We start from the raw sequence: 13,259 nt of genomic DNA, 5'->3' as shown, positions 1-13,259 counted from the left end.
TTTTCACCCGAGCACACACCTGCGCATTGCAGTCTATCGGTCACGACAACCTTTCACGAGTCGTCCTGCCTTGCCGAATCAACGGGATCGACCTTTGCTGGTTTCTCGCTAAACTACTCCTTCAAGAGAGAATGAGATTGATTTATACAGGAATCCGGTGTTTTCGAGAGCGATCACGATGGAAACGGCTCCACGCGTCGCCCCGCTTGCTCGATCTGGCGTCGGGGTGAGGTGACGATGAACGGGCTGCGTTTGTATGATCAATGCGAACACCTGTTGTTGGCGAGTTATGCGATGCATAGCAGCGACACGGAGGGTCGTTTGCATCACGAAATGCCACACCCCTACCGGGGGCCATTTGCACGTGACCGTGACCGAATCTTGCACAGCAGCGCGTTTCGACGGTTAAGCGGAAAAATGCAGGTCTTTACTGGCGAGATGGGGATTTACCATCGTACCCGTTTGACGCATTCTTTCGAAGTCGCTTCGGTGGCTCGCACGATGGCTCGCGTGTTGCGATTGAACGAAGATCTGACGGAGGCGCTCGCGCTGATGCACGACATCGGGCATCCACCGTTTGGCCACTGTGGCGAGGATGTGCTGAGTGAACGCATGGCCGATGTGGGCGGTTTTTCACACAATGAGTTCGCCTTGGTCATCGTGAACGAACTCGAACAACGCTACAGTGAGTTTTCAGGACTCAACTTATCGCGTGAAACGTTGGCTGGCCAGGATGTCCGTGCTCACAAGGCCGAAGCCGAAGTGGGAAGGTCACCGCTATTGGAGGTCCAATTGGTCGATGCGGCGGACTCCATCGCCTACGATGCTCATGACGTCGACGATGCGCTTCAAATGGGGCTGTTATCGGTCGACGAGCTGTCCGAATTGGCGATTGTCCGAAGAGCTCTCGGAAACGTGCGAGAGCAACATGGAATGCTTCCCATTCGTGAATTGCGTCAATCGCTTGTTCACGAATTGATTGACTTGCAGGTCAGTGAGCTACTAAGTCATGCCGTCGAGCTGGTCCGTTCGCTCGAAGGACGTAACCATGAAGACGTTCAGCATCTCGGGATACGGTTTCATCATGGCGAAACGCTGCAACGAGAACGCAAGGAACTCGAATCCTTTTTGTTCAACGCCGTTTACCGGCACGCCCGCTTGATCCCCGTTCGCGATTCGGCCGCCAATCGGCTGAGCGAATTGTTTGATCTCTTATTGCGCGATCCCAACCGTCTGCCGCTACGGTTTCGACAACGGCAACAGAGCCACCCAGCGGCGAAAGTCGTGGGCGAGTACTTGGCGGGCATGACCGATGCGTTCTGTGATCAACAGCACCACTATGCCACCACCACGCCCCGCGGTCCGCTGGCCGATTGGTAACGCCGAAGCGACGCGGTCCACGTTTTCGCAAACGTCAACGCCGGTGCTCTGTTCAGATTCAATTTTCGAGTTGGGGCTGTAGCGGAAGTCGACAGAGCAATGGAGTTGAAAAGGCTCTCCCCGTTCGGCTCAACCATTTCAGATCGCAGCTGTGAAAAAATAGGGATTAGGCAAGTTTTTCTCATTGTCCGGGTCGTAGCGGTCCGATGACTAAGAGTGGATATCCACGCGTCTGTGGCCGGAGGGCTACTGCGCCGCGGTTTTCCGGTCCACTTTCGAATGACCTCCCAGGGGCAACGGTATGGCATCGCCAATGTACAACTCCTCAATGCTTGCAAAACAAACGGGGCTAGCAAAGCTCATTGCCGTGGCGAACGCATCGCTGCGGTTTGCTTGTGCTACCGCAATCGTTGGTATGTTTCTCGGTTTCGAAATCGCCGACGCCCAAGGCGTTGAAAACCGACTGCGAATGGGAACCCCCTCCGGCAAGGCGGACGCTTCGCGTGTGACTTGGCAGCCCAAAACATCGGCCAATCCCGTTGCCAAGCGTCGCTCGCTCGTGTCGCAAGCGGCAACGGGAAACGTAATCACTGAAATGCCATCCGAACCGCTTATCCAGCGAACGGGGCAGCCGAGCGACGTCCGTCAGGCCGGGTTTTACGGCGGCTGCGATTGTCAAGGTCCTGTTTGTGATTGTAGCGGCGCCACGTGTGGAGCCGAACCGGTCTGTGGCATTGAGACACAGTACATCGAACCCGGTTGTGGTGTGGAGCCGATGTGCGGTTTTGAACCCAGTTGTGGCTATGAGGCGACCTGGGGCGGCGAGGCCGTTTGTGGCACGGAGTACTTCGAGCCAGGGTGCGGTGCGGAGATGGCATGCGGCGCTTGTGGCGACTATTGTGATGGCGCTTGCGATTCCGTGTGTAACGTACAGACTTTTCCAATCTTTTTGCCGTTGCTTCGAATTCAATGGTGCCGGTTTGATTTCTTCGCGGGTGTGCAAGGATTCAAGGGGCCGCTTAGCTTTGCGAACACCGACGGAACGAATGGCAACGACCGAGTCGGTTCAGGCAGCTTTGGTTTTTATGAAGGATTCAACGAAGGTCGGTCCTTGAAGCGATTGTTCGGTTGGGATCTCGCATTGCAGTTGGGGGCTCGCGCTACGCAGAGCAATTTGTCAGGTGCCGAATTTACGAGCGAGCAACGGAATCAAGTCTTCCTCACCGCCGGATTGTTCCGACGTGTCGACTACGGTTTGCAGTACGGGTTGGTCTTTGATTATCTAAACGATGATTGGTATTTCCAAAGCGACTTGACTCAGCTTCGTGGCGAATTGAGTTGGGTCAGCAATCAATGTCACGTGTGGGGGATGCAGTTCATGGCGGGCCTCGGTGACGACACCTCCGATACGGTCGTTCGCAATGCGGCCGGATCCAATGTTTCGTCGACCATCACCTTTGAGCCCACCGATCAATATCGCTTGTTCTATCGCCGGCTGCTTCACAATGCAGGATCATGGGACGCCTTCGCAGGCTGGACCGATCAAGACGACGGTTTGTTGGGCGCCAATTTGAGCTTGCCGCTTCGTCAAAACCTGTCGCTGGCGACGGGTGCCTCTTTCTTGATTCCCAACGAAGGGTCCAACAGTGGTGGCAATCAAGAAGAATCGTGGAACATCTCGTTGGGGTTGATCTACCGCCCCGGTGGTCCCATGGGATGTGGTCGCTATTGCCGTCCTTTGTTTGACGTTGCCGACAATGGCAGCTTCATGGTGGATCGCAAGTAGAGTCAGATCCCGACCGAGTCGTCTCTGGTTCGATGGTCGCCCCCTCCCTGCGGCTTACGCACGCAGTTGGTTCCCTGGTCCTGCGATCGAGAGTCGCAGGCGATCACCGGCTCAAGACGCTTAAGGCTTCGATTAGGTCGTCAATGCTTGATTCCAGTTCGGAAATCTTGGCATCTGCTGCTGGCAATTCTCCCTGACGCGCCAAGACTTCGAGGTTGGCCGCCGCGCTGCGTACTTGAAGTCCGCCAAGATTTCCTGCACTCCCTTTCAGGGTGTGGGCGGCTTTTTCGAACCGAACGTTGTCGTTGTCGGCAAGTGCCGAACGCATTTCGCGAAGATGCTTTGGGCAATCTTGTCTAAAGACATCGGACATCACGGCTAAGAACTCTTTGTCATGACCCACTCGTTTCATCAAGCCTTCCAGATCAACCAATTCTTCCATGCGTTGACCCGTTGGAACGCTCTTGGATGGAGACATCTGGTCACCGATTTCTGCCAACACGGAATACAAGGCATCCACATGGATAGGTTTGGAGAGGTAGGCGTCCATTCCTTCTGCCAGGTATTTCTCACGGTCACCTTTCATCGCATGTGCTGTCAGTGCGACAATTGGCAATCGCCTGCCCCCATGCTTCTCGTCTTTTCGGATGGCTAGGGTCGCCTCGACACCATCCATCTCTGGCATTTGAATATCCATCAGGACGACGTCAAAGATCTGGGCCTTCGATAGTTCATACGCTTCCCGGCCGTTATTTGCTGTCGTCACTCGATGTTGATCCTGCTCCAGCAGTCGAATCATTAGCTGTTGATTGACGAAATTGTCTTCGGCAAGCAAGATTCTTAGTGGTGGGATCCGTGGCTGCTGAAGCCTGCTGATGTCAGAGCATTCACGGTTCCAAGAGTTTGCTGGCTCTCGATCGGTCGCTGCAGTCTGAGTCAAGGCGACTAAGGAATCCAGCAGTTCGGATTGCTTGATCGGCTTCACAAAAAAAGCTGCAAGCCCAATCTCTTTGAAATGTTCCACGGCACCACAGGTGTCATCGGAACTCAACACCATCAACGCCAAGTCGCGCATCCCCAGCTCGTTGCGAATTCGTTTGGCCACTTGGAACCCGTCGATTTCGGGCATGTGGGCGTCGAGGAGAACAAGTGAGAAGGGTTGGCCTTGTTCGTTCGCTGCAACAAGTGCTTCAATCGCTTCCTGCCCTCCGCTTGCGACGCTCGGGGTCATCTGCCAAGCGAGTGTCATTTCTTCAAGGACGAGTCGGTTCGTCGCATTGTCATCTACGATCAAGACACGCAAACCGTCGAGCGATGCAAAACATTTGGCGGATTGAAGGCTCTCGCTTGCCTCAACCGGAGCGACGGTCAATTGCACGACAAACTGGAAGGCACTTCCTTTGCCGAGTTCACTCTCGACCCAAACACGTCCTCCCATGATTTCGACAATTCGGCGGGTGATCGCCAACCCGAGTCCGGTTCCGCCATATCGCCGGGTCATCGTTCCGTCGGCTTGTGTAAATGCATCGAAGACGATTTGTTGTTTTTTGGGATCGATTCCGTCTCCCGTGTCTTCGACTTTGAAGTGCAACGAAAGGACATCCGCCCGGCGTTGTTCAACGTCGACGGTAAGCGAAATCTCGCCCTGATGCGTGAATTTGAGCGAGTTGCCAATCAAGTTGACCAAGACCTGACGCAATCTTCCGCTGTCCCCAACGAGCATTTTGGGGACCGCAGGCCGAATTCGCGTGGTCAGTTCAAGCCCCTTTTGGTGGGCACGCAGACCAAACGACTTCATGACATCTCCGGCGAGTTCTCTTAAATCGAAGATGACTGGATCCAGTTCAAGCTTTCCGGCCTCGATTTTAGAAAAGTCGAGGATGTCATTCAGGACACTCATCAGAGAATTCGCAGAGAATTGGACCATCTCCAAATGCCTGCGTTGGGTGTCGTCCAGCGAAGTCTTTAGCAGCAGTCCGGAAAGCCCAATGATGCCGTTCATTGGCGTGCGAACTTCATGACTCATGTTTGCCAGGAACTCACTTTTGGCACGGTTTGCAGATTCCGCCACATGTTGTGCTTCCTGAGCGTCTCGAAAGAGTATCTCGAGCTTCGCGTTTTGACTCAGCACGACTCGTTTTTGTTGCTGAATCGCCGCACAGGCATTCCGTAACTCGGCTGTCTTTTCCTCGACCTTCATTTCCAAGGACGCTTGATGTTGCTTCACTGCGCGGCTGAGTTCCCACTTTCGTGTAAGCGTCCAAGCCATTTGGAGTGCTTCGCTATTGTGAAAAGGCTTCTTTAGAATTAACAGGCGATCGTGGTGACCAAACCTCCGAACGAGCTCTCGCCATGAATAGTCGGAATGCGCCGAACAGATAACAAATTGGATGTCCTCGTCCACGGTTTGGATGTGTTCGAGCGTCTTGACTCCATCCCATCCCGGCGGCATACGGATGTCGACAAAAGCCATTGCGTAAGGTTGCTTTTGCTGGATCGACTTCTGAACCAACTCGAATCCGTCTTTACCTTGATAGGCCGAGGTCACTTCAAACCGAACAGCAGGTCCGCTGGGTTCGGCCTTTCCGAACAGGGCTTCTTCATCTTCGGAAACGGGCCCGCACTCTCGCGGTAATAGAATCTTACGAAAGTCCTCATGGATCGATCGGTTGTCGTCCACCAGCAAGATTCGGAGTGGGTCGGTGATCGGATCGGAAGGGATCATGATGTGCTCTCTGCCATCGAGTGAATCAGGGGTAATTCGAGGATGAATGCGGCTCCCAGGCCAGCACCGTCACTCGCGAAACGTATGGAGCCGCCGAGTTGCTCCATCGCCAAGGCGCAGCTATGCAAGCCAAAGCCGTGGCCATCCTGCTTGGTTGTGAATCCATGTGTGAAGATCGAGGCTTGGTGCTCTTTGGCGATTCCGATGCCGTTGTCGATCACGGCGACGGAAACTCGATCTTCCGAAACCATCGCAAGGCGGACGGTAATTTTCTTTCCGTCTGCGTTGCTCTGGTTGAGCGATTGCTTCGCGTTTCCCAGTAAATTGACGAGGACTTGCATTAGCTTGTGCTTATCGGAAAACACGCTCGGGGACGTCTCGTATTCTTGGACCAGAGCGATTCCGCAATGCTCCAGGCTGGTTTGATGCATTTTAATGGCGTCGTCGAGCACGTCTCGCAGATCAAGCTGCTCTTCAACGCTACCGATGCGAGCAAACTCTTGCTGACGAGACACGATTTCCTTGATGTGTTCGATTTTGTCACACACACGATCGATGTTCTCCATCGTGACCGCTCGTTCCGCCATCAGATTTTTAGCAAGTGTTCCAAGGTACCTCGGGATTCTCCGTCCACGGTCATCCTCGGTGATGAAGGAACCTAAATGATCGGCATGCTGTTCAAGCATGCTCGCGATCTCTCCAAGTTGAGAGGCACGGGACAACTCGAGTTGTTCGGTGACCACCGCAGCGGAGACGCAGACGCTGTTTAAGACGTTACCCACGTTGTGGAGCACTCCCGACGCAACCTCTGCCATTCCCGCCTGACGAGACATGCAGACCATTTCCTGATGGAGCTGAGCCAGTTCCTTTTGTGATTCCTTCTCGACCTCGATATCGGTCAAGGAACCCACCATCCGAATCGGGACTCCTTGGTCGTCTCGGATACAATTGCCTCGTACGCGATACCAGCGACACGCTCCTGACTTGGTAATCCCGCGAAATTCGATATCGAGCCTAGCCGTCTGCGATGCAATGTGCTTCGCGACGGCATCCTTCACATCGGGAAGATCCTCAGCAAGGACGTATTCGGAGAAGTGTCCAAGCTTGTCCTCCGGTTCATAGCCGAGCAACTGCTTGAAGCGGTCGGATCGATAGCTCACCAATCCGGTAGCTGACTTGACGAGGTCCCAGTCCCAGATGCCCTCGTTGACGCCATTGACCGCAAGTTCATACCTCTCTTCACTTTGCCGCAGTTCGGATTCAATCAATTTGCGTTGTTCGATTTCACGAGCCATCTTCGCATTGATCAGACTCAACTCCTCGGTTCGCATCAGCACTCGCTCTTCGAGCGTCTGATTCGAGTCGAGAAGAGACGCTTCGGTTAACTGGAGTTTGTCGAGCATTTTGTTGAAGGCGATCGCCATGCTTCCGATTTCATCATCGCTGTCGACGGTCGCTCGGGCAGAGCGATCTCCCTCGGTCATCCGAGTCATCACTTGCTCGAGGTTGCGAATCGGTTTCGTCAAACGCTGAGCGATGAACCAACAAACCGAAAGGACCAAAACGAAGCAGGCAACGACTTCGTAGATCGAGCGACGGTACATGCTGGCGATTTCACGGTCAAAATCGTGCAGGCTAAGATGGATTTCAAATCGACCGAGATCCACTCCATCCGTATGAAGGTCTCCCACCGTCGAATGGCTTCTCCTGCCTACGAGCGTTTGAGGGGCTTCACCCTCGGGCAAAAAATCATACCCATCCTTTGAGAACACGAGGGTGTCGCCATTGGCCTCGATGACAATGAATTGGATGTCGGGATTTGCCGCCAGCACCTCCATCGTATGGTTGATGACCACGTCGTAGTCTTCACGGTACAGAGACTTTGCGTACGTGTCGGACAGTGAACTGGCTAGGGTCGTGCTGCGAGCCTCCACGGCAGCATACAACGCCGCTTGCTGGCTTTTGACTCGAAAGAAGAACATGAAGCCGATACAGCCAATGACGATCACCGTCATTGGAAGCATCAGCTTCGTGAAGACGCTGAACTTGAACGGCGCCAGCGCAGGCACCTTTGGAGTCCCTTTGTCGTTAGGTCGGTTTGCGTGGATGGATAACATTGCTTTGGTGCCGAACGGTTAGTCCGTTGGTTTGACTCCAAATTTTTCAACGATTGCTCTGGCCTCTTGGTACAGCCCCGCATCGTAGACGCAAAAACTCTCGACCTTGAACAGAACCAAAACTTGACGCGTTCGAGCCTTCTTCTTGAATCCATGCGTCAGAAACAGGATCACTTGCTCCTTGATCTGGCGATCAAACCCGCCTCGAAATGCGAGCGTTGCGCGGGGGTATTCAGGGGACTTGGCAACGACATTCAGGCGATTTGTCAGATGAGGGCTCATCGCTTGCATCGTTTCAAACGTCGTGCGTGTGACGAGGCAGGCGTCCGCCTTACGCCGGATGACGCTGATCACTGCATTGACTTGTTTTTCGGCCGACTCAATCTCTCCAAAAAACGACTCAGGACGAGTTTGACACGCTTCGTCGATCAGTGATTGCAGGAAGTACTGGGGGAACTCTCGATTACTGGGAACAATCAGCTTTGATCCTTCCAAATCGGCGACGCTTTTCGAGGATGGATCGGTGATCAGGTAGATCTGCTCGCTATTCTGACCACCTTGAACCACGCAAACAGCCGGTTCGATTTCTAAATCGTTTTGTAGCCGAACCAAATCGGTGAACTGCACCATGATCCCATCAATTTCGTTACCTTCCAGCTGCTGGGGAATCTGTGCGGCAGTTTCGGGAACGAGTGCTTCGACCGCTAAACCGAGGTCTTGCGAGATCTCTTCCATATAAATTGGAAACGCGGTGAACAGGTCAGCCCGTTTGACCTCCGGCCAAGCCGATACGGGGCCTGAATAGCGAATCGGTCGAATCTCGGCGTGAAGGACGCCGGCAAGAAACAGGCTCATGCAGCATAGGAAACCGCTGGCAACGGCGCAAGAGCGAACCGCCGTGGCGTCACGAGTACACGTTTTCTGTTTGAAGTGCTCTTGTCGCATTGCTTCGTCCTTACCCTCGACCCTTTGTTGCTTCGCTTGCTACGGCAGTAGTTGCTCGATGCAATGTCCGGTCGCGTAGTCCAATTCAATGAGCGACACGTTCCATGCGTACAATGCCATCAGATTTTCTCGTTTCATTGCCGTTTCTGTCATCTGTGCTTCAATCACGTCTTTGCTCTCGGACATGCCGATTTGGTAGCCGCGAATGAGAAGCTGCCGGTTTTCAACGGCTCGCTGCCAGGCACGGTCAGTTGCAGCGATCTGATCTCTCGCCTGAATCAAGTCGATATAGGCTTTTTTGACCTGGACACCGATGCCGTCGTGCAACAGCATTCGTTCGGATTGGCGAGCACAATACTGGGCCTTCGCTTGGCGGATTTCATTCATGGTTTTGAAGCCAGTGAACAACGGAACTTGTGCGTATAGGCCGATCCGCCAATTGTCGCCATTCGGAGTGATGACACCGGCCCCCCCGAGATCGTCCGACGCTTGAATCAGCGCCCCAGAGGCGAGCAATTTTGGGTACAGACCGCTCTTGGCGAGATCAACTTGCGAGGCCGAAATTCGAACGGCATCTTGCATCTGGTTCCAATCCGGCCGGAATGCATAAGCCTCGGCGGTCATCTCCTCAAGATCGATGTTGATTGGCTGATAGGGAAGAACCGCTTCAACAGAATCAATTTCCTGCCTTGCGTCTGCGCCAACAGCGTTCGCCAACGCAGTTCGCGCGAGTTGAGCCTTTGCGTTTGCTTCGGCAATCATGGCCTCGACGCTCGCAATGACCACTTCGCCGCGAAGAAAGTCCGTCCGGTTGACCATTTCGGAACCGGAGTCCAACAGACCTTGCGTCATCTCTTGGGTGACCCGCAATCGCGTCTCGGTTTCCAGCCCAAGTTCGAGCATTTGTCGGGTCAGAATCGTGCCGAAATAGGCTCGACGTGCGACACGAACGACATCGTTATTCGTTAACCTCGCTTCCTGTTTTGCAATCCTTAGACCTGCATCCGCGATGGAGATACCCGCCTTGCGAGCTCCGCCAACATACAGTGGAAGGGTCGCGTCCAACGTCGCCGTCTCCACTTGTTCCCCGGTGAGGGGAATGCTGATCAGATTGGGTGAAGGGACTCCGAATGCGGAAGCGGGGACCTTTGTATCGATGCCCTGCCGAATCCTGGTAACCGAGAAGTTCCCGGTCAATTGAGGCCAAAAGGTTGATTCCGCTTGTCGCAGTTGCGCCATCGATACATGGATGCGGTGGTGGGCAACATCGTTTCGGCGGTGGTTTGTGATGGCCGACTCAACACATTGCCATTCACTCCATTTTCGAACGAAGTACTCAGAGACGACCGTTGTGTTTGCCTCGACGGGGGCGACGATCGGCCGTTCATTGTACGAGACCGGTGTGGCCGAAACCTCAACTTCGGCGCTGCGGTTGAACGCGATGGACGCCGTCAACGGCTTCGGCGTCTTCTTCGGTTCATCGAACTGCGAAGCAACGATCGTCCGCTGTTGCTTACGAGGGGTGGCGCAGCCGATTCCGCTTGCTAGGGTGGCCAACAAGATCATGGAACTCAAGCGGATGAATTTGAATGCGGTCACAGGTTTAGTCAGGACAGAAGGTCGAGTTGTAACAATAAAAACGACTTAGGTTGCCGCAAGAGGAATGGGGGGCGTCTTCAAGCACCCTGCGATACCATTTAGAAGTCGGTTGTTGATCATCCGATCGCGACACGACGGGAAAATCAATCGCTTGCACCGATCATTCCGGCTGTGATTGGAACGCCTGTCGACTTCGGGAGATGTGGGCAATAAGTAGCCGGATGTAGTTGTTTGCTCTACATCAATTCGTGGCCTACCCTAAAATCATGTAGAGGGACGTATGTAATTTACGATCGCATTGATATCCGACCACGAACGAATGTCACTTCTAGCTGCCACGACTGCAACCGTTACAATCGAACCGACGTCGCCTGACGTTGTTCGTGTTTTCGGTCGTGCTGGCACCAAAAGAAATTCCGATCGGAATTCTCGAGTCGTGCTGATTGTCGACGATGAACGAATCAATCAGCAAATCCTCTCCCATCTTTTGACTCAGAAAGGCTATCAGACGATTCTTGCGTCGGACGGGGAGGAGGCGCTCCAATACATTGAGAAGCTTCCGATCGATTTGGTCTTGCTGGACATCGTCATGCCCGTGCTTGACGGGTCCGAAACGCTGCGTCAGATCAGAGAAAAGCGAAGCGAAGTGGTGCTGCCCGTCATCATGGTCACTGCCGACGGCGATGGGTCACAGGTTGTTCGAGCGCTCAATGCTGGCGCCAATGACTTCATTACGAAGCCGATTGATCCCGATGTCACCATCGCGAGACTTGAGACCCAAATGAAGTTGAGGGACTTGCAGTCTGCTCTGATCGAGAGTGAGCAGCGGTATGCGCTCGCATCGCAAGGGGCCAACGATGGGCTTTGGGACTGGGACCTGATGACCAGCGAGGTCTATTTTTCTCCACGCGGCAAGCAGATGCTTGGAATGGACGAATCCGATTCGCTGGATTCGACGCGGGCTTGGCTCAGCCGGAGTCATCCCGAAGATATGCCGCGCGTCCAGAGAGCCTTTGATTTGCATCTCGCCGGGAAGATCCCGCATTTCGAAGCGGAGCTGCGAATGCTGCACAGCGACGGAACCTACCGCTGGATGCTGTGTCGAGGACTCGCGGTACGTAACGATCGTGGGGAGGCGACACGGATTGCTGGTTCCTTGACGGATATCACGGAAGGAAAAGTAGCCGACTCGCTGACGGGACTTCCCAATCGTTTGCTGTTTCGAGATCGTTTGCAGGGGACGATTGATCGAGTCGGCCGTCTAGACGAGGAAAAGTACGCGGTTCTGTATTTTGACTTGGACAATTTCAAACTGGTCAATGATAGTCTCGGCCATGGAGCAGGCGATCAATTGCTCATCCGTGTGGCCAAACGATTGGAGTCCTGTGTTCGGGAATGCGAGTCGATCGTCGCCAGAATTGGCGGGGATGAGTTTGCAATCTTACTTGAAAAGGTAAAGTCTCAGCGTGAGACCGAACGTGTCGCCCAACGTGTTGCCGAAGCAATCTCGACCCCCTTTACGCTCTCCGACGGTCATGAGGTGTTTACCAGTGCGAGTATTGGCATCAGCTTTGTCAGCGACCGACACGTGACCGCTGACGAGTTGTTGGGAGAAGCCGATACGGCGATGTACGAGGCCAAACAAAACGGCAAATCACATTTTGAAGTTTTCAATCCGGCCATGCACGACGCGGCGCGAGCTCGGCTCGAACTCGAAAGTGAGCTGCGTCGGTCTCTCGAACGCGATGAGCTGTACCTGCGTTATCAGCCGATTGTCAATTTGTCTTCGGGCACGCTGTTGGGTTTCGAGGCGTTGGCAAGGTGGGAACATCCGCGACTCGGCGACGTTTCGCCGAACCAGTTTATCCCGATTGCTGAAGACACGGGCCTGATCGGAGCAATTGGATCGAGGTTGTTGGGGATCGCGTGTCGGCAAATGGCAGAGTGGAAAGCGTCATCGCGGTTCGTGGACGACCTCTCGATCAATTTCAACTTGTCTGCAAAACAGTTGTCCCAAAAGGGGCTCGCCGATGAAATTCGAGCAGCGCTTCACGAGTCCTGTTTGCCAGCCGATTGCTTGCGAATTGAAATCACGGAGAGCGCCATCATGGAGAATTTGCATGTGGGAGTGGAACTGTTATGCGAGCTTCGCGAAAGCGGCATTCGAGTCGAAATCGATGACTTTGGAACAGGCTACTCTTCGTTAGCGCTGTTGCACAAGTTGCCTTTGGATGTTCTCAAAATTGATCGTTCCTTCATTGGAAAAATGCTCCATTCGGTAGAAAACACGGCCATTGTTCGAACGATTTTGGCGTTGGCAGATAGCATCAACCTTGATGTGATTGCCGAAGGGATTGAAACGGAAGCGCAGCGGAGCCAATTGCAATCGATGGGCTGCAACTTTGGTCAGGGCTACCTGTTTTCAAAACCGCTTGATTGCGATGAAATTTCGCAGTTGCTTTGTCAACAATGCAATCCCAACCCGCAACGGCAACCGTGCAGTTGCGGGCCCTTCCGTTGCAATTCGACTCGCCGCTTCCCTGCTTGGACCTTCGCGTAACGCGAAGGCGAGCCGCATGGCATCCAGCCGAACGTTCTCGTCCGGCGACCCAGCCAACACTCATCTAGCGACCCAGCCAACAACGGGTTTCGATAGCCAGATCTTTTCAAACAGAGTGAGGGAGGAGATCCGTCCGCAAGCGAACCG

General features: G+C 53.9%; 7 protein-coding genes. 3 read left to right on the top strand and 4 right to left on the bottom strand.

Features of this window, described 5'->3' with window-relative positions; translation table 11 throughout:
• Nucleotides 1-237 precede the first annotated feature (237 nt).
• Together dgt and Poly41_RS17145 are read left to right on the top strand one after the other, a co-directional pair.
• Nucleotides 238-1,380 carry a dGTP triphosphohydrolase gene (dgt, locus tag Poly41_RS17150; RefSeq protein WP_146527963.1) on the top strand — a complete coding sequence of 381 codons (1,143 nt, stop codon included), beginning with the start codon at nt 238-240 and terminating at the stop codon, nt 1,378-1,380.
• A 313-nt stretch (nt 1,381-1,693) separates the two neighbouring features.
• Nucleotides 1,694-3,166: a DUF6666 family protein gene (locus Poly41_RS17145; protein WP_146527962.1), complete on the top strand. Its 1,473-nt coding sequence runs from the start codon at nt 1,694-1,696 to the stop codon at nt 3,164-3,166.
• 103 nt (nt 3,167-3,269) lie between these two features.
• Here Poly41_RS17145 and Poly41_RS17140 read toward each other — a convergent pair whose 3' ends face one another.
• The 4 genes from Poly41_RS17140 to Poly41_RS17125 are packed head-to-tail and all read right to left on the bottom strand — an operon-like array spanning nt 3,270 to nt 10,552.
• On the bottom strand, nt 3,270-5,891 hold the full coding sequence (locus Poly41_RS17140; protein ID WP_146527961.1) for a response regulator: 2,622 nt from the start codon (nt 5,889-5,891) through the stop codon (nt 3,270-3,272).
• Entirely contained in the window at nt 5,888-8,008 is a 2,121-nt protein-coding gene (locus Poly41_RS17135; RefSeq protein ID WP_146527960.1) for a sensor histidine kinase, read from the bottom strand. The genes Poly41_RS17140 and Poly41_RS17135 overlap by 4 nt, the downstream gene beginning before the upstream one ends.
• A gap of 18 nt (nt 8,009-8,026) precedes the next feature.
• A complete protein-coding gene (locus tag Poly41_RS17130) occupies nt 8,027-8,953 on the bottom strand; it encodes a phosphate/phosphite/phosphonate ABC transporter substrate-binding protein (RefSeq protein WP_146527959.1) in 927 nt (308 codons plus the stop codon).
• A gap of 39 nt (nt 8,954-8,992) precedes the next feature.
• On the bottom strand, nt 8,993-10,552 hold the full coding sequence (locus tag Poly41_RS17125; protein ID WP_146527958.1) for a TolC family protein: 1,560 nt from the start codon (nt 10,550-10,552) through the stop codon (nt 8,993-8,995).
• 319 nt (nt 10,553-10,871) lie between these two features.
• Between Poly41_RS17125 and Poly41_RS17120 the strand changes: the two genes are divergently transcribed.
• Nucleotides 10,872-13,112 (top strand): putative bifunctional diguanylate cyclase/phosphodiesterase, encoded by a 2,241-nt coding sequence (locus tag Poly41_RS17120; protein WP_146527957.1) that lies wholly within the window; start codon nt 10,872-10,874, stop codon nt 13,110-13,112.
• The last annotated feature ends 147 nt before the right edge of the window (nt 13,113-13,259 follow it).

This window comes from Novipirellula artificiosorum, from assembly GCF_007860135.1.
Classification (GTDB): domain Bacteria; phylum Planctomycetota; class Planctomycetia; order Pirellulales; family Pirellulaceae; genus Novipirellula_A; species Novipirellula_A artificiosorum.
This window is presented reverse-complemented; position numbering and strand designations above follow the sequence as displayed.

Coding starts and splice junctions, on each gene's coding strand:
- dgt (WP_146527963.1), top strand. CDS start 238: ATGAACGGGCTGCGTTTGTATGATCAATGCGAACACCTGTTGTTGGCG.
- Poly41_RS17145 (WP_146527962.1), top strand. CDS start 1,694: ATGTACAACTCCTCAATGCTTGCAAAACAAACGGGGCTAGCAAAGCTC.
- Poly41_RS17140 (WP_146527961.1), bottom strand. CDS start 5,891: ATGATCCCTTCCGATCCGATCACCGACCCACTCCGAATCTTGCTGGTG.
- Poly41_RS17135 (WP_146527960.1), bottom strand. CDS start 8,008: ATGTTATCCATCCACGCAAACCGACCTAACGACAAAGGGACTCCAAAG.
- Poly41_RS17130 (WP_146527959.1), bottom strand. CDS start 8,953: ATGCGACAAGAGCACTTCAAACAGAAAACGTGTACTCGTGACGCCACG.
- Poly41_RS17120 (WP_146527957.1), top strand. CDS start 10,872: ATGTCACTTCTAGCTGCCACGACTGCAACCGTTACAATCGAACCGACG.